Genomic DNA, 20568 nt, shown 5'->3' with positions numbered 1-20568 from the left:
TTCATAACTGCCCGTAGGAAGACCTGGCCAACGCACTCCGATGCTAAGTACAAATGGCTCCCCAGCCGGGCACCAGGATGATATGGGCACTATGTTATTACGGCCGGAGTATCCTCTGAAATTTATTAGTACTTCACTTCGTCGCCATAGGGCGACGAAGTGCTTATAAAAACAACACCACATCCTTACCCCAGGAGAACAACAAAAAATGGTGGCTGAACTAACAATACTGCGTGACCAAATCGACGAAGTCGATAAAGCGCTACTGAAACTACTGGCCAAACGCTTAGATTTGGTGGCAGAAGTCGGTGAAGTAAAAAGCCAGCATGGGTTACCTATTTACGTTCCTGAACGTGAAAGCAGTATGCTGGCTTCCCGCCGTAAAGAGGCTGCCGATTTAGGGGTTCCTCCCGACCTGATTGAGGATGTACTTCGCCGGATCATGCGCGAATCCTACTCCAGCGAAAACGATAAAGGCTTTAAAACCTTAAAGCCGGAGATGGGCCCAATTGTCATTGTGGGTGGTAACGGCAAAATGGGGCAGTTGTTCAGCAAACTGTTCCAACTTTCCGGTTATCAAATTCGAGTATTAGAACAGCAGGACTGGGAGAGAGCAGATACCATTCTGTCCGGTGCCGGCATGGTGATCGTCAGTGTTCCTATCCACATTACCGAACAAATTATCCAGCGTTTACCGAAACTGCCTGATGATTGCATTCTGGTGGATATCGCTTCAATAAAAAATCAACCGCTACAGGCAATGCTGGAAGTGCATCAGGGGCCCGTCTTAGGTTTGCACCCGATGTTTGGCCCGGATGTTGGCAGCCTGGCAAAACAGGTGATTGCTTACTGCGATGGCAGAGGGGCAGAAAGCTATCAGTGGCTGCTGGATCAATTACAGGTATGGGGAGCGAAGCTGCACGCCATTGATGCAGTGGAACATGATAAAAATATGGCCTTTATTCAGGCCTTGCGCCACTTTGCAACTTTCACCTATGGTTTGAACCTGTCTCAGGAGAAGGTCAATCTGGAACAGCTATTGTCACTCTCTTCGCCAATATACCGCCTGGAGCTGGCAATGATTGGCCGCTTGTTTGCTCAGGATGCTCAGCTGTATGCGGATATTATTATGTCATCCGAGGATAATCGGGCATTGATTAAGCGTTACTATCACTGTTTTGGCGAGGCGATTAAGCTGATTGAGACGGGCGATAAGGCCGAGTTTATTGAGAGTTTTAATCAGGTGAAGAGCTGGTTTGGTGACTATGCAACGCGCTTCTTAAACGAAAGTCGAACGCTGTTACGTCAGGCCAATGATAGTCGGCAGTAAATCAACATTTCCTTTCTGTACCACCACGCCCAAATGGGCGTGGTGCATATCTGGTTATACCATGACTTCCGGCATGTTTCTGCCGTAGTAAATCTCCTGCATCTCTTTACGCAGCAAACGAGTGATATGTTGACGCTCCTGCTGATCCAGGTCTTCCGGTCTGGCATTAAACAGATAATGGTCAAGATCAAACTCTTTTAGCATCATCTTGGTATGGAAGATATTTTCCTGATAAACATTTACATCCACCATATGGTAGAGGGACGTAATGTCATCAGTCATAAAGTTCTGAATCGAATTAATCTTGTGGTCGATATAGTGCTTTACCCCATTAACATCACGGGTAAAGCCGCGAACCCGATAGTCCAGCGTAACAATATCTGATTCCAGTTGGTGTATAAGGTAGTTCAATGCTTTAAGCGGAGAAATCACGCCGCAGGTTGAAACTTCGATATCCGCCCGGAAAGTGCACAGGCCGCCCTGAGGGTGGCTTTCAGGATAGGTATGTACGCAGATATGGCTTTTGTCTAAATGAGCCACTACCGAGTCTGGCAGGGGGCCAGGATGCTCCGACTGATCGACCAGACTCGGATCCATCGGTTCTTCACTGATCAGAATAGTCACACTGGCGCCCTGAGGGTCGTAATCCTGACGGGCAATATTCAGAATATTGGCGCCGATAATAGAACAGGTTTCCGTCAGAATCTCAGTCAGCCGATTTGCATTATATTGTTCGTCAATATATGCAATGTATTGCTCTCTGTCATAATCCGTCTTGGCATAACAGATATCGTAGATACAAAAACCCAGGCTTTTGGTTAAGTTATTGAAGCCGTGCAGTTTTAGCTTATGCAATTTGGTTCACCGCCTTATGTTTTATAGTTAGAGAAAGCTGTGTTATTTATTCAGTGCATCCAATAAATATTGGGGCAGGGCGAAGCTGCCAACGTGGATTGCCGGATTATAGTAGCGACAATGAATTCCCAGTGATTTAAAGCGTGATTCCAGCGTCGTTAAATCATGCTGACGTAATAGCGGATTCTGGCTGGCCCAGGCAAAGGTCATGATGCCACCATAATAGGTGGGAATAGCAGCCTGATAAAAACTGGCATCTTCAAAATAGGTAGAGAGTTTCTGGTGGCTGTTAATCGCCTCATCCTGTTGTAAAAAGCACACGCCGTTTTGAGCAACAAAGATGCCGTTTTCATTCAGACAGCGGGCGCAACCCTGATAAAACTCAGAGGTAAACAGACTTTCCCCCGGACCGATAGGATCTGTACAGTCAGAAATGATCACATCAAACTTTAAATCGGTTTGGTTAACGAAGTTTACGCCATCTTCAATCACCAGATTGAAGCGTGGGTCTTCATAAGCTCCCGCATTGTGGTTTGGCAGATATTCACGACAAAATTCCACCACGTTTTCATCAATTTCTACCATGGTGATGTGTTCAACGCTCTGGTGGCGGCACACTTCACGTAGCATTCCACCATCGCCACCACCGATAATCAGAATTCGCTTGGCTTTTCCATGGGCCAGAATCGGTACATGGGCCATCATTTCGTGATAGATAAACTCGTCGCGCTCGGTGGTTTGTATGACCCCATCCAGTGCCATCACTCTGCCCATCAGGTCATTTTCAAAAATGATCAGATCCTGATGCTCCGTTTTGCTGTGATATAAAGTTTTATTAATAGAAAAAAACTGGCCAAAGCCGCTATACAGGGTTTCAAACCAGGTTTCTTTATTTGACATCACCGCTAATCCTCCGGGCTGGATAAAAAGTTAACGCAATATAATAGCGAACCAGGGGGGATTATGCACGATTAATGGCTATTTAATTGTTTTATTGAGGGAATTAGCCTGAAGTTACCTAAAGGAAAGGTTTATCATCTTTGGCGTTGCAAAACAGCAGTCAAATGGGGGAAATGACTGGTGAATAGACTCAATAAGCTTAAATGCGTGGTTCTGTATTGATTAATTATTCATGATGCCAAACGAGTCTTTAGCCAACGCTGCACACTTCTTATCTTTATCGACGGGAATGCGGTTTAAGTCCTCATAACTTGACTGACTTAATTGCTCCATATTAATTTGGTTGTAGTTCGCCAGATCCCAATGATTTTGTTGAGCAAAATAGATTAAAGCTCGCTTTATTTCAGGGATAGGGAGATCTTTATATCCGCACTCTTTTTTCAGATAGAAGAATACCGCCGTCAGATCGGCGAGCTCTTCTGCTTCTGACTCTGTTAATGCCTGACAGGTAGACGAAAACCCAATTAGCGACAGTAATAATAACGGTAAATTAAAAACAGATTTGTTGTTCATTGGCTAGATAATCAATTCATTAAGTTAATGACGGTATCATACAGTTAGGCGATGACAAATCTTTTTATACCGTTGTGATACAGCGAGTTCTATATCTTCATTCTGATAGGGTATCTGCGGTTTTGTCCAGTTTTGGCACAATTTTAATTGTTACGATCGGCTTTATGGCATTTTCATTTTTTGACAAAAAGTACTGTCTGAAAATATTCAGACAGTACTTTTTAGCTGTGGTAGCGATAGTCAGAAGGGGTAGTAGAGAACATCTTCTTAAATGCCCGGGTAAAACTTTGCTGTGAGTCAAACTGATATTGATAAGCGATTTCCGCAATACTTCTTTTGCTCTGCTTTAACTCTGAAGCGGCACTTTGCAAACGTTTTTTGCGGATATAATAAGCCAGTGAGTCACCGGTAATATCTTTAAATAACCGCTGCAAATGCCATTGAGAGTAGCCAGATTTTGAGGCTACGCGCTTAACATTCAGCGGCTCTTCCAGATGGCCTTCAATCCAGAAAACCAAGTCTTGAATAATGTTGGTTTGAATCATGATCTATTTCCGTCCATTTTCATATTTGGGGATATTGCATCCTGATTTATTTCATAAGCGCGTCGAAAAGTGTCGAGAGCATTAGATGCCTGACGCTGAACCTCTTCTTCGCTTACATTTGAAATCGCTCCACGCAGTTGTTTATCAATGAGCCCTGACTCAAGTAACCCCTTAAACTGCATTGCGGTAGTAAATGGGTCTGCATGACGTAAAATACCGCGCTCCATAAGCGACTCAAGATGAGTTGATATTTTCATCCAACCCTTTTGCGGGCCTCGTTGATACATTAATTCACCGATGCCGGTGTGTTCACATTCGGCAATAATCATGCGAGTAATTTTCATCATCACCGGTGATAAATGCAGATTCAGATAGCTGACGCCAAAATTGTGTAATGATTGCCAACAATCGATCTTTCGGTTTTGTAGCTGGGCGGTGGTATTAATAATGACCTGAGTATAGGTATGAACCGCATGGTCAATTACATTGATAAACAACTCTTGTTTAGAGCTGAAGTACTTGTAGAGAGTGGCTTTAGAACAACCGATACACTCATTAACTTCGTCCATAGATGTGCGCTCATAGCCATGATTTAGAAAGATATCAGTGGCTTTCTGAAGAATGTGTGTTCTGCGATCCTCTTTACTTAATCCCATTTCTCTCTCCGTATTCGTACTGTACGGTACAGTATTTTATTAAAAAGAAAGAATCAACTTTGATAGCACTAAAAATCAAAAGGGGTTAAGTGTGTGAATTTACTGAAATGTGTTGGTTTTGTTGAATGATAATTGTGCAAATGTTAAAAAAAATAAGCATTAAAAGCTAATCCAGATCACATTTTTGACTTTATTATTCACTCAAGCTTTGAATTAAATTGACTTAGATTTTTCGTTATTAGCCATTTTAATCAATGTGTTAAATTTTGTTTTGATTTTTAGTTTAATTATTTTGAAAATCATATTCAAAAAATTTGAAAATTTAAGAAGGTATATATCATGAAAGTATCAACCACTTTAGCAGCTCTGTTATTAACATTTAGCGTTGGTTCTGCTTATGCAGCGACTGAAGTCAGCAGCCAACAGGCCGCCAGCTTACAAAGCATGGGTACTATTTCAGGTTCAGTTCGCGTAGCTGATATGGATCAGGCAGTTAGCGCTATCGCTAAAAAAGCGGAAAGCCAACATGCTTCTTACTATCGTGTCATTGCTGCTAACTCTAATGATGACTCAAATAACTGGCGTGTTGCCGCAGAGATTTATCGTTAATTTCTGATTGCTAAACCTCGCTATGGATAACCTGCCGTCAGGCAGGTATCCGGCTCCACGATAGCTTCTCCCTCCTGAAAATCCAGCGTATGATAAGCAGAATGTAAAATCCTGAAGGATGAAAGCCATGAAGGTATCTTCGATACTGACTGCTGCATTTCTCGCCTTAAGTGTTAATTCGGCCTATGCCATCACTGAAATTATTAATACCCAACAGGCTGAAAAGATGAATCTGACCAGTCTTGGCGTAATAAGCGATACGGTAAGAGTCGAGACATTAGATCAGGCGGTACAGGCGATAGGGGAGAAAGCGGAGAAAGCGGGAGCGATCTATTTTCGCGTTATTGGCGCCCGCTCTTTTGATACATCACCTTACTGGCGGGTTTCTGCGGAGATTTATAAATAGCTAAGACTGCTGACCAACGATTGGCTATCTTAAGACATTAAACTGAGCTATCAGATTTTGTCATCAACTTATGCCCGCCAGTTCAATACCGGCGGGCTTTTTCGTCGTTATCGAGTGATATTCTTAAACTGGCGCGTAGTATCCGTCAGTGCGACTTCCGTTGGCAGACGCTCCATCGAGCTGGCTCCGTAGAAACCATCACAATCCGGGCAGTTAGCCAGAATGTAATGCGCATCTTCCGGAGAGGAGATAGGGCCGCCGTGGCACAGTACAATAATGTCTTTGCGTACGCTTTTAGCCGCTTTAGCCCAGGCGTTGATCATTGGAACACAATCTTCCAGTTTCATTGCCGTTTCTGCACCAATGTTACCGCCAGTAGTTAGGCCCATATGAGGAACGATGATATCTGCACCGGCTTCCGTCATGGCGATGGCATCAGCTTCACTGAAGACGTATGGCGTAGTCAGCAGGCCTTTTTGATGAGCCTTACGGATCATCTCAACTTCCAGTCCATATCCCATACCGGTTTCTTCAAGATTGGCCCTGAAGTTACCATCGATCAAACCAACAGTAGGGAAGTTTTGTACTCCGGAAAAGCCAACCCGAGCCACATCGTCTAAAAATACATCAAGGTTAACGAAAGGATCGGTACCGTTAACACCGGCTAAAACCGGCGTATTTTTTACTACCGGTAAAACTTCTTTAGCCATTTCCATAACGATATCGTTAGCATTGCCATAGGCCAGCAAACCAGCCAGAGATCCACGACCCGCCATGCGATAGCGTCCTGAGTTATAGCTAACAATCAGGTCGATACCACCCGCTTCTTCACACTTAGCTGACAGCCCAGTACCGGCACCACCGCCGATAATTGGTTCTTTACGTGCAATCATGGCGCGAAATTTTTGCAATAGTTCTTCACGGGTAAAACGTGACATAGGGACTCCTCATTTTTTGTTCCAGATTTGATGAAATTGGTTAACAGCCTCATCGGCAAAACGCGGATCGTTAATGTTGTAAGGAACGCGGATCAGACGACGGCGTTCGGTTTGGATCACGGTTTTTTCCAGGGCTTCAAACAGAGCGGCATCATTTTCTGGTGACCAGAATAGCTGGCCTGGCGCATCCAGAGCAGAAACACCGCCTTCAGGTATCAGAAAACGTACTTCTCCATGACAGGCATTCAGTTTGCGACCGATCCATTCACCCATTTGTTGGTTTTCTTCTTTGGTGGTACGCATTAACGTTACCTGAGCATTGTGAGGGTAGAACAGACGATCTTTATAGTGGGCCGGTATGGTATTAGGGTTGCCGAAATTGACCATGTCCAGCGCGCCACAGGAGCCAACGTAAGGAAGTTCGGTTTGCGCCACGACATCTAAACGGTCAGGGCCACAGGCCAGTACTCCACCAAACAGCAGGTCGCAGATTTCAGTCGTAGTAATATCCAGCAGTCCGTCCAGCAAGTGGCTGGCCGCCAGTTTTTCCATTGCGGTGCCACCGGTGCCAGTTGCGTGGAAAGTCAGACAGTCAAACTTATCGGTTAGCTGGGCTGAAATGGCCTGCATACAGGGTGTTGTCACACCAAACATTGTCAGACCTAAAGCGGGTTTTTCATTTTTAACTTCAGGAATAACGAACTTCACTGCGCCAGCAATGCTATGAGCAGCATTAGCCAGTACCTGGCGAGAAATACGGTTCAGGCCGGCAATATCAGTCACGGAATAGAGCATGGCGATGTCGCTGGCACCAATGTAGTTTGATACATCACCGGAAGCCATGGTGGACACCATCAGCTTAGGCAAACCAATTGGTAGCGCTTGCATTGCCGGGGTAATCAGTGATGTACCTCCTGAACCGCCAAGGCCGATAATTCCTGCTACGTCATCCCGGGATAGCATAAATTTTTCAAAAGCTTGAGCCATCGCGACCATCGATTTTCCACGATCGCCGCAAAACACGCTTGCGCTTCCTTGTGGGTGATGAGCGGCGATATCTTGTGCAGAAAAGGTCGTGTTAAATTGGCTATCTGGAGATTTGGTCGATAAATCAACGGTGGTGACTAAAAGGTCAGTTGCATTAATCAGGTCTCGAATGTAAAAAGCCTCTTCACTTTTGGTATCAAAAGTTGTTGCAACATAAACAGTTTTTCTTTTCATCGTAACACTTCCTTGGCTCTGAATTTATTTAGACGAGGTAATAGTTAGTAAACGTCACATACTGTACCCCATGTATGTAAAATAGCCATAATGAGACTAGAGTATCATATTAAAAATGAGAAATGACTTACAAAATGAAAAAAAAGTCGCTTCAAATGAAGGGCAACCAATGTTAACTCGTGCTCGGGCCCGTACGTTAAATAAGCTAATTTCTACCGCAATGGAAATGCTTGAGAAGGGATGGTTTCCTTCCATTACTGAGCTGGCGAATGAAGCCGGGGTTTCTCGTGCGACGGCTTATCGCTATTTTCCTACTCAAAGTGCTTTGGTTTCGACGATTGTCGATGAAAGTTTAGGGCCAATACAAGAGTGGCGACCTCAGCAGGATACGGTAGGTGAGAGAATTTCTGCTTTATTGTCATTTGCTTATCCTCAGATGGAAAAACATGAAGGTGCGCTGAGAGCGGCTTTACGTGTCTCTTTACAGCAGTGGGCTGATTTGCGCGCTCAGCGGCTGGATGAAGAAACAGATAAAGAAAAACTGTTTGTCCGGGGTAACCGTAAGCGCTTAGTTGAAATGGCTGCAGAGCCGTTAAGAAATCGAGTTGCTGAAGCAGATTTGAACCGTATGAAACATGCCTTCTCATTAATTTATGGTTCAGAAGTTTTTCTGGTATTTAAGGACATCTGGAACCTGGATTCAGATCAAATTCAGGATATCGTTCAGTGGATGGGCAAAGCCATTGTGCGTCAGGTTGAAGAAGACGCCGGGTTAAAAAATTAATTATCTGGCCGGTTAATTATTTAGTTAACCGGCTATTTTTTATACATAAATAAACTATTTCAACAACACTGGCGACCAAAGCGTGCATCGCACCAGCGAAAGAGTTGTGGTAAACTCTCGTGCTTTCTTTCAGCCAAAGGATCTACGTTCAGGTAAACTGATCGGATTTTTCTATGAAACACATTGTTGAAGTTATGATTTCCGAGCAAGACGTAAAAACACGTATTGCTGAACTCGCCACCCAAATTAATCAACACTATCGCGACAGCGGTAAAGAGCTGGTCCTGGTTGGGCTACTGCGCGGTTCTTTCATTTTTATGGCTGACTTATGCCGTATGATCACGGTAAATCACGAAGTCGATTTTATGACTGCTTCCAGCTACGGCAGCAGTATGAGCAGCAATCGTGACGTTAAGATTCTGAAAGATCTAGATGAAGATATTCGTGGTAAAGATGTGCTGATCGTTGAGGACATTATTGATACTGGTTATACCCTGACTAAAGTGCGTGAAATTTTGCAGTTGCGTGAGCCTAACTCTATTGCACTGTGCACGCTGTTGGATAAGCCATCGCGCCGTGAAGTCCCGGTGCCAATCGATTATATTGGCTTCTCGATTGAAGATGAATTTGTGGTTGGTTATGGCATCGATTACGCACAGCGTTATCGCCATCTGCCTTATGTTGGTAAGGTTGTACTGCTGGACGAATAATTAACAGCAAAATAAAAGCGGAATGACCGTTCTTCGATGATTCCGCTTTTATTGTATTACTGCTGGGGTTTACTTACTGTCCGTCAGCAGCAAATTAGATATCGCTTTGCGATACAATAATTCAAGGGATTCACGGCTATTAGCACTGACTTCCAGATCGCGTAATCTGCCATCCTGCATACCGTACACCCATCCATGAATCAGAACTTTTTGCCCGCGTTTCCAGGCAGACTGAACAATGGTGGAGTGGCCAAGGTTATATACTTGTTCAACGACGTTGATTTCGCTTAGCAGGTCGGCACGTTTCTCTGGCGGTAGTTCACCAATCAGTGAGCTGTGTTTATACCAGAGGTCGCGAATGTGTAGCAGCCAGTTATTAATCAGGCCCAGCTCCGGGTTATTTATTGCCGCCGTTACGCCGCCACAGTCGTAGTGACCACAAATAATAATGTGTTCCACTTCGAGTACTTCAACGGCGTACTGAACGACGGATAAACAGTTAAGGTCGGTATGGATGACCAGGTTAGCAACATTACGGTGTACAAACAGTTCGCCAGGTTCCAGACCGGTTAACCGTTCTGCCGGAACACGACTGTCCGAGCAACCAATCCATAAAAAGCGCGGCCGTTGTGCAAGTGCCAAACGCTCAAAAAATTCGGGGTCGTCCTTGCTGATACTGGCTGACCAGACCTCATTATTATGCATTAGTCGTTCTATTTCTTTCATACAGTTTAATAGCTCGTAGTTTTTAATGGCGTTAATATAAGGTAATGGTGATACTTTTCAAAACAGAACCACGGATTGACTATCGTTTATGGTGTTGCAGGTTATTCATACCGATGGAGCGGGCGTCTATGAACATGAGTGAAAATAGCATGCTCGACCCTTGGGTAGAGGGATAACAGCAAGAAGATTATGTTATACCCGATTGATATGTTTCAAAAGTGTTAATTTTTAATTTGTTAACTTTTGATGTAACGATTAAGCTAGCATCATAAAGAACGGCCGTATTTTACGGGCCGTTTCTATTTTTTTGCATCAATACAAGGTAATCCCTAATTTATGACATACGCGTTAGAGTTATCGCAATTAAGTAAAGTTTACGCCGGTGGCGTGAAAGCGTTGCGAGGCATAAATCTGAACGTGGAAGCCGGCGATTTTTATGCGCTGCTTGGCCCTAATGGAGCCGGTAAATCCACAACAATTGGCATTATCAGCTCTCTGGTGAATAAAAGCGCGGGTCATGTACGCGTGTTTGGCTATGATATTGATAATGATTTAGTGAATGCCAAACGTCAGTTGGGTCTGGTTCCTCAGGAATTTAACTTTAACCCATTCGAAACGGTTATGCAGATTGTGATAACCCAGGCGGGATATTATGGCGTTCCTCGTCAGGAAGCGTTGTCTCGCGCTAAAACCTATCTGCAACGTTTAGAGCTATGGGAAAAGCGCAATGAGAAAGCGATGCGCCTTTCCGGTGGTATGAAACGCCGCCTGATGATTGCCCGTGCGTTAATGCATCAGCCAAAGTTATTAATTCTTGATGAACCGACTGCCGGTGTTGATATTGAGCTGCGCCGTTCAATGTGGCAGTTCCTGAAGGAACTGAATCAACAGGGAATTACCATTATTCTTACCACTCACTATCTGGAAGAGGCAGAAATGCTGTGCCGCAATATCGGTATTATTCGTCAGGGTGAACTGGTGGAAAATACCTCGATGCGGGAGCTGCTGGCGAAACTGAAATCAGAAACCTTTATTCTCGATTTAGCACCAAAAAGCCCAATTCCTCATCTGGATGGTTATATCAGTCGGTTACTGGACACCTCGACATTAGAAGTGGAAGTAGAAAGAGAACAGGGGCTAAATAGCGTATTTGCTCAGCTTAGTGCACAGGGTGTTTCAGTGTTGAGTATGCGTAATAAGGCTAACCGACTCGAAGAGTTATTTGTTCATTTGGTTAATGATTATAAGGAAGAGGCAGAATGATGAATCTCTACTGGATAGCATTAAAAAGTATCTGGATAAAAGAGGTCACTCGTTTCGGCCGTATCTGGGTGCAGACACTGGTTCCACCGGTGATCACCATGACGCTCTATTTTATTATCTTTGGTAACCTGATAGGTTCGCGTATTGGTGAGATGCAGGGCGTAGATTACATGCAGTTTATCGTGCCTGGTTTAATCATGATGTCAGTGATCACCAACTCCTATTCCAACGTAGCCTCATCATTCTTTGGTGCCAAATATCAGCACAGTATTGAAGAGCTATTGGTGGCACCGGTACCAACGCACATTATCATTCTGGGTTTTGTGGGTGGCGGTGTGGCCCGTGGTATTTGCGTAGGCGTGCTGGTTACGCTGGTGTCACTGTTTTTCGTCTCGCTGGAAATTCACTCCTGGTGGGTGATTGCCGTAACGCTGCTGCTGACCTCAGTGCTGTTTTCGTTAGGCGGATTGGTGAACGCTATTTTTGCTGAAACCTTTGATGATATCAGCATCGTACCAACTTTCGTATTAACACCATTGACCTATCTGGGTGGGGTGTTTTATTCCCTGACGTTACTGCCTCCGGTTTGGCAGATGGTGTCAAAAGTAAACCCTATCGTTTATATGATCAGCGGTTTCCGTTACGGTTTCCTTGGTATTTCAGACGTCACATTAACCCTGACTTTTGGAGTGTTAATTGCGTTTACCGTGGCATTTTATCTGCTAAGCTGGTGGTTAATTTCTCGCGGACGTGGTTTACGTAGTTAGTGATAACCACGCGGTGCGAAGCCCGAATTTAAATGCGATTTTAATCAAATCACATTTATCTTTGGGCTTTTCTGTTAAGGCTGTAAGAAAAGGATTCAGGGATGAAGATTTTCAGTACGGTTGTAGCACTTTTGCTGATGTCTGGTGCGGCTATTTTTTTCAGCACCTCTCTTCAGTCAGACAGTCAGACACCGCTTTCCCCTGCGGCATCTACTGTTGCAACAACGGTGAAACAACAGACTAATCAGGCATTGGCACTCAGCGCTGAAGAGCAAATAGGAAAAACGCGTTATTACGATCCGGCTTATGTTTCTTTGCCATACCCCGGTGGTGATGTTGATATAGAACGGGGTGTTTGTTCTGATGTGGTGATTCGGGCCTTGCGTCAGCAAGGGGCGGATTTACAGCAATTGGTGCATCAGGACATGAAAGGTAATTTTTCTTCTTATCCCCGAATTTGGGGATTGAAGAGACCCGATACAAATATTGACCATCGACGAGTGCCGAATCTTGAAACTTATTTTAAACGGCATAAAATGGAACAGCCAGTCTCACTCAATGCAAGGGATTACTTACCCGGTGACATTGTTTCCTGGCGTTTGGATAATGGACTACCCCATATAGGTATTGTGACCGATCGTTATACCCGCGAAGGCAGGCCGTTGGTTGTGCACAATATAGGTTCCGGAGCTCGGGCTGAAGACATTCTGTTTTTATGGAAGATTAATGGGCATTACCGCTATTTTAATAAATAGAGGCTTGCCAGATGTGTCGATCCAGTAATCAGGCACTTTATTACATAATTGCATAAGAACAATTTTAATATTCAGTTCTACTCTTTCCGGTGTTTTGTATTCCTATAAGAAAAATATAACTTATGCGTCTTAAGTCTCTCCTCATTACGCTGATTACATTACCTTTGTTTATATTTTCGGCCTGCGCTGCGGCGGAAGGCGAATTACAAAGTGATGATATAAAACCAGTCCAGGTACGCATTATTCGTGACAGCCAGATCATGGCTCAAGTTGGCAATGACATTATTAACGTGGGTAGTCTGGATAAAGATCAGGAGATTATGGTCTATCCCCTGAGCCCAAACTACTACGAGTTTACTTTTGGTAATGCTCATGGGTTAATTCCGAAAGATGCAGTATTACCGCTGAGTAAATCGAAAAAAGCCTTAGGATTGGCATTAGCCGATTTGCAAAAGCTTAATCAAAACCTGATTACCGTACGCCCAACGACGATTTACGATCGGCCAAAAGATACCAGCAAAGTTTTTGGGGTGCTGAACGAAAATCTACGTTATCCCATTCTTGGTCGTTTAAGAGGCGAAGATGGTTCTCTTTGGTATGAAATCAATATCGGTGATGATGCTAAATACATTCAGGCGGACGAGTGCGAACTGGATAACGGCGTTCCGGTACTGACGTATCACCATATTTTGCAGGACAGCGAGAATAAATATTTTCGGCATACCTCAACCACCACCTCTGTGACGGCATTTGATAATCAAATGGCCTATCTCAAGCAGGCGAATTATCAAACTATCAGCCTGTATCAATTAGAGGGCTATTTGAATAATACCCTTAATATTCCGGCGAAGGCGGTGGTGTTAACCTTTGATGATGGATTGAAATCGGTGCATCGCTATGCTTACCCGATTTTGAAAAAGTATGAGCTTCAGGCGACGGCTTTTATTATTTCATCGCGGATTAAGCATAATCCTCAAACCTGGGATCCGAACTCTTTGCAGTTTATGAGTATCAGTGAGCTTAAACAGATTCAGGACGTGTTTGATATTCAATCGCATACCCATTTTCTTCATCGTTACTCGGATGATAAACGCCCGGTATTACTGAGCCGCGATGAACATAATATTGAGTTAGACTTCGAACGTTCCCGTCGGGCATTAACCCAATTTAATCCACGGGTACAATATATTTCTTACCCGTTTGGCGGTTATAACGACAATGCGATTCAGGCCGCGAAACTGGCGGGATATCGTCTGGCGGTGACTACCGTCAGAGGAAAGGTTAAACCAGGAGATAATCCTTTTACCCTTAAACGGTTGTATATCTTAAGTTCAGACAGCATTCAGGCAATGGCGGAACGTATTGCGAATACCCGTTCGGATATTAAACCGATGGTACCAAAGCAATAAATTAGCCGTTGGCGATGAGCGCTAAAGAAATATCATCGGACATATAGCTGATTTGATTTCTACCGTTTGATTTGGCCTGGTATAACGCCAGATCAGCACGCTGAAACAGTGATAATGGCTCATTATCGTATTGCTGTTCGCTGCTACTAATACCAATTGAAATAGTGATATTAATCTGTTGATTATCGGGTAATTCGAAGAGATTAGATTCTATTTTTTTACGGATCTCTTCTGCTATTTTCTTTGCCAGTGGAACGGGGCAATCTGTCAGAATAGAAGCGAACTCTTCTCCTCCAATACGAAAGATTTTTCGCCCATAAGCGGTATAGGAATCCAAAATATGGGCGATATCCTTTAGTACCTTATCACCGGCATCATGACCGTAATTATCATTGACGCGTTTAAAGTGATCCACATCCATCAACATCAGAACCGTATGCTTTTTTGACAGGTCGATGCTTTGCATAACCTGATCGAACATCCTGCGATTGAGTAAACTGGTGAGAGAGTCCCGCTGTGCCTGACCTTGATAAGTTAATACTTTCATCTTTTGTTGCCTGATATCTTTTAGCAGCATAAAAGAGAACTGCATACCAATAACCGATGAAAAGGTCATGATAAGGCAGAATTTGACGATCTTAGCGATATCTTGCGTCACTATAAAAGAGCCCAAACAGATAAATATCAGGCTAATCATGCTGAATAATATGGCCCGATAAAATAAAGAACGTTGAACGTAATGTGAACAAAGCGCCAAAGTCATTCCCAATAAACCATAAAGAACCGAAATGAGAATGGCGGTATCGTTAAAGCTGATGGTAAGACGAGACGCTGAAATAATGAATGCCGTGATAAGCGTTGGGATTGGGCCAACATAACAGGCAGCAATAATCAGCGGAATATGTCTGAGGTCGATAAAAGTGTAGTGAATAGTAGGAATAGCAAACTTCATTAAAACAAAGCATAACAAACCATTACACAGGCCAACTTGTACCTTTTTGCTCAGAGAAAGCTCAGCATCTAAAGGTGATGTGGTAAGTTTTGAAATGAAATAAAACCCAGTCAGCATAATGCTGATATTAATAATGATACCGTCAAAAAGCATAAAAGAGTTCCAAATACCAAAGAGTAGTTTGTATTTATATTTAATAATTCAAATTGATATTATAAGCATAGATAGTTAATGTCTTTTTGGCAAAAACCATAGCAAAAATATGGGTAATGTTGAGGAGTTATATAAGAAACAAACAGGTAAGGTTTTCGGTCGGTATAAAGTCAGTATAAACACGTCCGATCTCACGATCGAAATATCCATTGATTCCAATTTATTTTGGTTGGTCAGCAGCTCAGGCAATTACTTCAATTAGCCACCAGAGACGTATTTATAACTAATCATGTGATTGTGTTAGCGACGGTATTATTCAGGAAACCAACGTTCTAGTCCATCAGCCGATACCTGAGACAGCAGCGAAGCCAGCGTGCTGCCATCAGGAAAGATCAGCTCCGGAGCGATATCAGCCAGTGGATACAACATGAATCCCCGGTTATGCATATCATAATGAGGTACCGTCAGACGCGGGGTGTTAATAGTCTGGTTGCCAAACAGTAAAATATCCAGATCCAGCGTACGGGGTCCCCAACGATGTTCTTTTCTTTCCCGACCCTGATTGAGTTCAATAGCCTGAGTGGCATCAAGCAGACTCTCAGCAGCAAGCTGAGTATCCAACTCTACTACCGCATTCAGATAATCAGGCTGGTCTTGTGGACCTAACGGTTTGGTGCGATAGAACGGCGAGCAGGCGACCAGACGAGTCTGAGGGATCAGCTTTATAGCGTTCAGTGCCGCTTCAACCTGCGCCAGCGGCTGGTTAAGATTACTGCCTAATGCGATAAATACCTGAGTCATCATCTCTGTCCGGTATGTTATTAAGCCTCCGTCAGGAGGCTTAAGTCAGATAGTTATTGCGGCTTTGGCGTATTCTTGCGTGGCCGCCGCGAGCGGCGATGGCGTGATGGTTCATCACCCAGCGCGTTAAGCATGGTCTTCTGGCGTTGCATATCCGCCTGTTGGAATTCATCCCACCAGTGGCTAAGTTTTTGCACTTCACCTTTTTCAATCTCGGCTCTGAGCAGCAATAAGTCAAACGAAGCACGGAATTTAGGATGTTCCATCAGCTTATAGGCTTTCTTACCCTGACGACGCGGCAAGCGTAGCTGTAATTGCCAGATATCACGCACTAATGAAGTAATACGTTTAGGAATCGCCAGCGTCATACACTGTTCATCCAGAATATCATTCATGGCAAGAGCAAAGGCGTCGTAATAGGCCAGACCGCTTTCCTGAGTGAGTTTTTGAGCGTGTTCAACCAGCGGATACCACAACATCGCTGCAAACAGGAACGCCGGATTAACGCGCTTTCCATTTTGCAGACGTTGGTCAGTATTTTTCAGCACCTGACTGAGGATCTTCTCCATGTTGCTGTCGCCCTGAGGCGTAAAGCTCTTATCAATGAGTGGGAATAACGCCTTAAACAGGTTATGTTCACGCAGTAATTGATAAGTAGGATAACCGTATCCGGCTTGCAACAGCTTTAAGGCTTCTTCAAACAACCGAGCCGGGGGAATCTCACGCAACAAATGGGCTAAGCGGGTAATTGGCTCTGCCGTTGCTGTCTCAATGCGCATATCAAGCTTGGCGGCAAAACGAATCGCTCTGAGCATTCTTACCGGATCTTCACGATAGCGGGTTTCCGGATCGCCAATCAGGCGAATAATGCCCTGTTGTAAATCTTGCAGCCCTCCGGTGAAATCACGCAGGGTGAAATCATCGGCGCTGTAGTACAGGCTGTTAACGGTAAAATCGCGACGATGAGCATCTTCAGTAATGGAACCATAGACGTTATCGCGCAGCAGCATACCGTTATTAGCCTGCTGAGATTCATTTTTGTCATTGTTATCGCTGTGCACACCACGGAAGGTAGCAACTTCGATAATTTCCGGGCCAAACATAATGTGGGCTAGGCGAAAGCGGCGACCAATCAGGCGGCAGTTGCGAAACAGTTTACGCACCTGTTCCGGTGTCGCATTGGTAGTGATGTCAAAGTCTTTTGGTTTTTTATTCAGCAGCAGGTCTCTGACACCGCCGCCAACCAGATAGGCCTCATATCCCGATTTATTTAATCGGTACAGGACTTTCAGGGCATTATCGCTAATGTCCTTACGAGAAATGGTGTGCTGCGCACGGGGAATGATCACCACATCATCAGTGTTGTGGCTCTGTTCCTGTATGTCTGAATCAGACTCTCGGGTGAGTACCTTGCGGCAAAAATTAGCTACGCGGGTAAAAATAGGGCACCTCGGTCATAGTGTATCTGTCAGCGATGAGCGGCGCCGTTCAGGAGACTCATCAAATAATCAAATAGTAGTCAGTAAACCACGTATGGTAAACGGCGGCCTATAATAGCTCACACTGAATCATTTGAGAATGGAAAGTGTGTGGTTAGCTCCGGCGTTACGGGTACGCGGTTGTGGTTCCAATGGTTAACACCCCACGCCAGTAATGCTTCGATGGAAGCATCCTGCCAGTCATCAGGCAGTGATTGTCCTAAAAACTGCATGGCTTCAGCCAGTATTGGCAGAGGGTGGTCAAGGGATAACGGTGGGGCATGGTTCTGTTTTGACAGTTTATGCCCCTGATTATTTAACGCCAGTGGCAGGTGGAAATAGTCAGGCTCTTTCCAACCTAGCTGATGGTACAGGGCGATTTGTCGTACGGTTGGCTGAATTAAATCTGCACCCCGTACAATTTCTGTTACTCCCTGAAAGTGATCGTCCACCACCACGGCGAGATTATAGGCAAACAATCCATCTTTACGATGGATAATAAAATCTTCACTGGCAAAGGCGGGTTCGGCCACCAGTGTTCCCAGATGCTTATCGTGAAACTGATAAACCGGTTGTGTTACATGCAATCGCAAAGATGCATCCTGAGAGGGAAGCGATAAATTGCGACAGTGCCCATCATAAATACCGCCCGACTGCTGAATTCTGGCGCGGGTGCAGTGGCAATAGTAACAACGTTTTTGCTGATAAAGCTGATGTAAAACCTGACGATAGGCGTCGCTGCGTTGAGACTGGTAGAGTACTTCACCATCCCAGTGCAGTCCATAATGCTCCAGAGTGGCCAGAATACGGGAGGCTGCGCCGATTACTTCTCGGGGAGGGTCAATATCTTCGATACGAACTAACCAATCCCCATGATTTGACCGCGCCTGCAAAAAACTGCCCAGCGCGGCAATCAGGGAACCAAAATGCAAATCTCCGGAAGGAGAGGGGGCAAAACGCCCCACATAACGGTTAGTCATTAACGTGGTTAAACAGCCTGAATCCGTTATCACTGTTTCCCAGTTCTGCCATCAAAAGGTGGCAGAACCAATAAGGGATTCAGATATAACGGACAGATTAGCCTGCCATTTGTTTTTCGCGAATCTCAGCCAGCGTTTTACAGTCGATACACAGATCGGCAGTAGGACGAGCTTCAAGGCGGCGAATACCGATTTCAACGCCGCAGGATTCACAGTAACCAAAATCGTCTTCTGCGATTTTTTGCAGAGTTTTATCGATTTTTTTGATCAGCTTACGCTCACGGTCACGGTTCCGTAGTTCCAGACTAAACTCTTCTTCCTGCGTCGCACGGTCGGCAGGGTCGGGGAAGTTAGCCGCTTCGTCTTGCATATGGCTGACAGTACGATCGACTTCGTCTCTCAATTGGCCACGCCATGCTTCAAGAATCAGCTTGAAATGTTTAAGCTGGGCTTCGTTCATATATTCTTCTCCCGGCTTCTCTTTATAAGGCTCTAAGCCTGCGATAGCCAGGATACTTAAGGACGATGTTTTACGCTTTTGCCCTTCTTGCATTTTGCTTCTCCTACAAAATACGCGTTGTAGTTTTACACTAGAGAAAAAATCAGGCCGCTATAAATAACAGATGAAGATGAAGTTAGCAATTTTTCCTGTCTTAAGTATGACAATGCTGTGAAGAAAAGCATGTTCATGCTGGTGTAACTGCTGGTTATTTGACCAAAACTATCTTCTTTTATTACTTTTTACCTGAAAATTTAACCTGTGACGGATACCGGACTTTGTAGTATCACCTCTGTTGGCGATAGTCTGGCTTTATAACAGACGACTTCGACACCGTGTTTCTTAACTTGTTCAAAAAGCTTTGCGTAAACTGGGTCAATATGTTGTGCCACTTTAACGCTGTCAATTCCACTGTGTAGCACGGCAAAGAAAAGCATAGCGCGATGTCCATTTTCTGCCATTATTTGTAACTCACGCAGATGTTTTTGGCCCCGAGTTGTGACCGCGTCGGGAAAATAGCCGCAGCCCTGCTGTAACAGAGTGACGGATTTTACTTCAACATAGCATTTCGGTCGCCCGGGATGCTCTAACAGAAAATCGATACGGCTGTTTTCATCACCATAGCGAACTTCGCTGCGCAGCGAACTGTAGCCGCTTAGTTCTTTAATCCACTGATTTTCCAGCGCCTCTTTCACCAGTGCGTTGGCTTGTAATGTATTAACACAAATCATATCGCCGGCTTGAGTTTGGGTCAGTTCCCATGAGTGGGGATATTTTCGCTTAGGGTTATCTGAGGTGGAGTACCAGACGGTATCGCCGGGCTCAGCGCAGCCGGTCATGGCTCCGGTATTGGCGCAGTGTAGCGTGAGTTCTTCCCCCTGCGCAGTGATGACATCGGCAAGGAAACGCTTGTAGCGTTTGATTAGCGTGGCGGATTGCAGTGGGGGGTGAAGTTCATGGGAGATCCTATTGGTTTTTAAAGGTCGCTTTGAAACTCCGGTCAATGGTTGCGATCTTGGTTGTGTTAGCTTTCGTGGAGGTTCCGGCCGTAAAAGCAATTTGCTTATGTTTACGTTGTGCTCGGACGGAAGACCATTTGTACTTGGAAACGGAGCGCGTTGGGCCTAGTCCGCCTAGGGGCGCTTCGGCAGCTAAAGCTGCTACGACCCCAACGGCGGCCTCTCCCAACGATTAGCATTGCTAACAGATAAAGAGCTTTGTCGGTTGATGTCAGGTCGATTTTAACGCGGCCTATTAT

Annotated in this window: 23 protein-coding genes; 9 read left to right on the top strand and 14 right to left on the bottom strand. The window is 44.6% G+C overall.

Translation table 11 applies throughout. The features are described 5' to 3' along the window. Positions 1-208: 208 nt before the first annotated feature. Positions 209-1330: a bifunctional chorismate mutase/prephenate dehydrogenase gene (tyrA, locus tag EKN56_RS17465; RefSeq protein WP_130592977.1), complete on the top strand. Its 1122-nt coding sequence runs from the start codon at positions 209-211 to the stop codon at positions 1328-1330. Between the two features lie 54 nt (positions 1331-1384). Here the strand turns inward: tyrA and speD are convergent, their stop codons facing one another. The 5 genes from speD to EKN56_RS17440 all read right to left on the bottom strand — a co-directional run bounded on the left by speD (position 1385) and on the right by EKN56_RS17440 (position 4859). Beyond that, a complete protein-coding gene (gene speD / locus EKN56_RS17460) occupies positions 1385-2185 on the bottom strand; it encodes an adenosylmethionine decarboxylase (RefSeq protein WP_130592976.1) in 801 nt (266 codons plus the stop codon). A 42-nt stretch (positions 2186-2227) separates the two neighbouring features. Further along, entirely contained in the window at positions 2228-3085 is an 858-nt protein-coding gene (gene speE / locus EKN56_RS17455; protein ID WP_130592975.1) for a polyamine aminopropyltransferase, read from the bottom strand. 222 nt (positions 3086-3307) lie between these two features. After that, a complete protein-coding gene (locus EKN56_RS17450) occupies positions 3308-3658 on the bottom strand; it encodes a YacC family pilotin-like protein (RefSeq protein WP_130592974.1) in 351 nt (116 codons plus the stop codon). A gap of 221 nt (positions 3659-3879) precedes the next feature. Beyond that, positions 3880-4203, bottom strand: a complete 324-nt coding sequence (locus EKN56_RS17445; RefSeq protein ID WP_130592973.1) for a helix-turn-helix domain-containing protein — start codon at positions 4201-4203, stop codon at positions 3880-3882. After that, on the bottom strand, positions 4200-4859 hold the full coding sequence (locus EKN56_RS17440; RefSeq protein ID WP_130592972.1) for a TetR/AcrR family transcriptional regulator: 660 nt from the start codon (positions 4857-4859) through the stop codon (positions 4200-4202). The genes EKN56_RS17445 and EKN56_RS17440 overlap by 4 nt, the downstream gene beginning before the upstream one ends. Positions 4860-5198: 339 nt before the next feature. Here EKN56_RS17440 and EKN56_RS17435 point away from each other — a divergent pair, with 339 nt between their 5' ends. Together EKN56_RS17435 and EKN56_RS17430 are read left to right on the top strand one after the other, a co-directional pair. Then, positions 5199-5468, top strand: coding sequence for a YdgH/BhsA/McbA-like domain containing protein (locus EKN56_RS17435; protein ID WP_130592971.1), 270 nt, complete (start codon positions 5199-5201; stop codon positions 5466-5468). A gap of 127 nt (positions 5469-5595) precedes the next feature. Then, positions 5596-5874: a YdgH/BhsA/McbA family protein gene (locus tag EKN56_RS17430; protein WP_168189680.1), complete on the top strand. Its 279-nt coding sequence runs from the start codon at positions 5596-5598 to the stop codon at positions 5872-5874. Between the two features lie 107 nt (positions 5875-5981). Here EKN56_RS17430 and EKN56_RS17425 read toward each other — a convergent pair whose 3' ends face one another. Together EKN56_RS17425 and EKN56_RS17420 are read right to left on the bottom strand one after the other, a co-directional pair. Continuing rightward, positions 5982-6812, bottom strand: coding sequence for a phosphoenolpyruvate hydrolase family protein (locus EKN56_RS17425; protein WP_130592969.1), 831 nt, complete (start codon positions 6810-6812; stop codon positions 5982-5984). Between the two features lie 9 nt (positions 6813-6821). Then, positions 6822-8033 carry a Tm-1-like ATP-binding domain-containing protein gene (locus EKN56_RS17420; RefSeq protein ID WP_130592968.1) on the bottom strand — a complete coding sequence of 404 codons (1212 nt, stop codon included), beginning with the start codon at positions 8031-8033 and terminating at the stop codon, positions 6822-6824. Between the two features lie 115 nt (positions 8034-8148). Here EKN56_RS17420 and EKN56_RS17415 point away from each other — a divergent pair, with 115 nt between their 5' ends. Both EKN56_RS17415 and hpt read left to right on the top strand, forming a co-directional pair. Further along, complete coding sequence (locus EKN56_RS17415; RefSeq protein WP_130592967.1) at positions 8149-8817, top strand: TetR/AcrR family transcriptional regulator; 669 nt, start codon at positions 8149-8151, stop codon at positions 8815-8817. Positions 8818-8990: 173 nt separating this feature from the next. Continuing rightward, entirely contained in the window at positions 8991-9527 is a 537-nt protein-coding gene (hpt, locus tag EKN56_RS17410) for a hypoxanthine phosphoribosyltransferase (protein ID WP_130592966.1), read from the top strand. A gap of 69 nt (positions 9528-9596) precedes the next feature. On the opposite strand, the gene can is transcribed toward hpt, so the two are convergent. Then, positions 9597-10253, bottom strand: coding sequence for a carbonate dehydratase (gene can, locus EKN56_RS17405; RefSeq protein WP_130592965.1), 657 nt, complete (start codon positions 10251-10253; stop codon positions 9597-9599). A 336-nt stretch (positions 10254-10589) separates the two neighbouring features. Here can and EKN56_RS17400 point away from each other — a divergent pair, with 336 nt between their 5' ends. The 4 genes from EKN56_RS17400 (at position 10590) to EKN56_RS17385 (ending at position 14447) form a co-directional block, all read left to right on the top strand. Then, positions 10590-11516: an ABC transporter ATP-binding protein gene (locus tag EKN56_RS17400; RefSeq protein WP_130592964.1), complete on the top strand. Its 927-nt coding sequence runs from the start codon at positions 10590-10592 to the stop codon at positions 11514-11516. Continuing rightward, a complete protein-coding gene (locus tag EKN56_RS17395; RefSeq protein ID WP_130592963.1) occupies positions 11513-12283 on the top strand; it encodes an ABC transporter permease in 771 nt (256 codons plus the stop codon). Before EKN56_RS17400 ends, EKN56_RS17395 begins: the two co-directional genes overlap by 4 nt. A 101-nt stretch (positions 12284-12384) precedes the next feature. Further along, complete coding sequence (locus EKN56_RS17390; RefSeq protein ID WP_130592962.1) at positions 12385-13038, top strand: DUF1287 domain-containing protein; 654 nt, start codon at positions 12385-12387, stop codon at positions 13036-13038. Positions 13039-13160: 122 nt separating this feature from the next. Further along, positions 13161-14447: a polysaccharide deacetylase family protein gene (locus tag EKN56_RS17385; protein ID WP_130592961.1), complete on the top strand. Its 1287-nt coding sequence runs from the start codon at positions 13161-13163 to the stop codon at positions 14445-14447. A 1-nt stretch (position 14448) separates the two neighbouring features. On the opposite strand, the gene EKN56_RS17380 is transcribed toward EKN56_RS17385, so the two are convergent. The 6 genes from EKN56_RS17380 to sfsA all read right to left on the bottom strand — a co-directional run bounded on the left by EKN56_RS17380 (position 14449) and on the right by sfsA (position 20314). After that, positions 14449-15552, bottom strand: a complete 1104-nt coding sequence (locus tag EKN56_RS17380) for a GGDEF domain-containing protein (RefSeq protein WP_130592960.1) — start codon at positions 15550-15552, stop codon at positions 14449-14451. 312 nt (positions 15553-15864) lie between these two features. Beyond that, complete coding sequence (gene folK / locus EKN56_RS17375; RefSeq protein ID WP_130593764.1) at positions 15865-16353, bottom strand: 2-amino-4-hydroxy-6-hydroxymethyldihydropteridine diphosphokinase; 489 nt, start codon at positions 16351-16353, stop codon at positions 15865-15867. Between the two features lie 53 nt (positions 16354-16406). Continuing rightward, positions 16407-17795: a polynucleotide adenylyltransferase PcnB gene (gene pcnB, locus EKN56_RS17370; RefSeq protein WP_130592959.1), complete on the bottom strand. Its 1389-nt coding sequence runs from the start codon at positions 17793-17795 to the stop codon at positions 16407-16409. A gap of 116 nt (positions 17796-17911) precedes the next feature. Then, the gene (gene gluQRS, locus EKN56_RS17365; protein ID WP_130593763.1) at positions 17912-18811 is read right to left on the bottom strand and encodes a tRNA glutamyl-Q(34) synthetase GluQRS; all 900 of its coding nucleotides are present in this window, start codon (positions 18809-18811) and stop codon (positions 17912-17914) included. A gap of 97 nt (positions 18812-18908) precedes the next feature. Further along, positions 18909-19364, bottom strand: a complete 456-nt coding sequence (gene dksA / locus EKN56_RS17360; protein ID WP_108901630.1) for an RNA polymerase-binding protein DksA — start codon at positions 19362-19364, stop codon at positions 18909-18911. 200 nt (positions 19365-19564) lie between these two features. Further along, positions 19565-20314 (bottom strand): DNA/RNA nuclease SfsA, encoded by a 750-nt coding sequence (gene sfsA, locus EKN56_RS17355; RefSeq protein ID WP_246019877.1) that lies wholly within the window; start codon positions 20312-20314, stop codon positions 19565-19567. Between the last annotated feature and the right edge of the window lie 254 nt (positions 20315-20568).

The sequence above is a fragment of the Limnobaculum zhutongyuii genome (genome assembly GCF_004295645.1).
In the GTDB taxonomy this organism is placed as follows: Bacteria; Pseudomonadota; Gammaproteobacteria; order Enterobacterales; family Enterobacteriaceae; genus Limnobaculum; species Limnobaculum zhutongyuii.
The sequence above is the reverse complement of the archived record's forward strand: the minus strand, read 5'-3'. Positions and strand labels throughout refer to the sequence as shown.

What these genes read in the sequence shown, in the direction of transcription:
- tyrA (WP_130592977.1), top strand. Translation starts at nt 209, where the DNA reads ATGGTGGCTGAACTAACAATACTGCGTGACCAAATCGACGAAGTCGAT.
- speE (WP_130592975.1), bottom strand. Translation starts at nt 3,085, where the DNA reads ATGTCAAATAAAGAAACCTGGTTTGAAACCCTGTATAGCGGCTTTGGC.
- EKN56_RS17450 (WP_130592974.1), bottom strand. Translation starts at nt 3,658, where the DNA reads ATGAACAACAAATCTGTTTTTAATTTACCGTTATTATTACTGTCGCTA.
- EKN56_RS17445 (WP_130592973.1), bottom strand. Translation starts at nt 4,203, where the DNA reads ATGATTCAAACCAACATTATTCAAGACTTGGTTTTCTGGATTGAAGGC.
- EKN56_RS17440 (WP_130592972.1), bottom strand. Translation starts at nt 4,859, where the DNA reads ATGGGATTAAGTAAAGAGGATCGCAGAACACACATTCTTCAGAAAGCC.
- EKN56_RS17435 (WP_130592971.1), top strand. Translation starts at nt 5,199, where the DNA reads ATGAAAGTATCAACCACTTTAGCAGCTCTGTTATTAACATTTAGCGTT.
- EKN56_RS17430 (WP_168189680.1), top strand. Translation starts at nt 5,596, where the DNA reads ATGAAGGTATCTTCGATACTGACTGCTGCATTTCTCGCCTTAAGTGTT.
- EKN56_RS17425 (WP_130592969.1), bottom strand. Translation starts at nt 6,812, where the DNA reads ATGTCACGTTTTACCCGTGAAGAACTATTGCAAAAATTTCGCGCCATG.
- EKN56_RS17420 (WP_130592968.1), bottom strand. Translation starts at nt 8,033, where the DNA reads ATGAAAAGAAAAACTGTTTATGTTGCAACAACTTTTGATACCAAAAGT.
- EKN56_RS17415 (WP_130592967.1), top strand. Translation starts at nt 8,149, where the DNA reads ATGAGAAATGACTTACAAAATGAAAAAAAAGTCGCTTCAAATGAAGGG.
- hpt (WP_130592966.1), top strand. Translation starts at nt 8,991, where the DNA reads ATGAAACACATTGTTGAAGTTATGATTTCCGAGCAAGACGTAAAAACA.
- can (WP_130592965.1), bottom strand. Translation starts at nt 10,253, where the DNA reads ATGAAAGAAATAGAACGACTAATGCATAATAATGAGGTCTGGTCAGCC.
- EKN56_RS17400 (WP_130592964.1), top strand. Translation starts at nt 10,590, where the DNA reads ATGACATACGCGTTAGAGTTATCGCAATTAAGTAAAGTTTACGCCGGT.
- EKN56_RS17395 (WP_130592963.1), top strand. Translation starts at nt 11,513, where the DNA reads ATGATGAATCTCTACTGGATAGCATTAAAAAGTATCTGGATAAAAGAG.
- EKN56_RS17390 (WP_130592962.1), top strand. Translation starts at nt 12,385, where the DNA reads ATGAAGATTTTCAGTACGGTTGTAGCACTTTTGCTGATGTCTGGTGCG.
- EKN56_RS17385 (WP_130592961.1), top strand. Translation starts at nt 13,161, where the DNA reads ATGCGTCTTAAGTCTCTCCTCATTACGCTGATTACATTACCTTTGTTT.
- EKN56_RS17380 (WP_130592960.1), bottom strand. Translation starts at nt 15,552, where the DNA reads ATGCTTTTTGACGGTATCATTATTAATATCAGCATTATGCTGACTGGG.
- folK (WP_130593764.1), bottom strand. Translation starts at nt 16,353, where the DNA reads ATGACTCAGGTATTTATCGCATTAGGCAGTAATCTTAACCAGCCGCTG.
- gluQRS (WP_130593763.1), bottom strand. Translation starts at nt 18,811, where the DNA reads ATGACTAACCGTTATGTGGGGCGTTTTGCCCCCTCTCCTTCCGGAGAT.
- dksA (WP_108901630.1), bottom strand. Translation starts at nt 19,364, where the DNA reads ATGCAAGAAGGGCAAAAGCGTAAAACATCGTCCTTAAGTATCCTGGCT.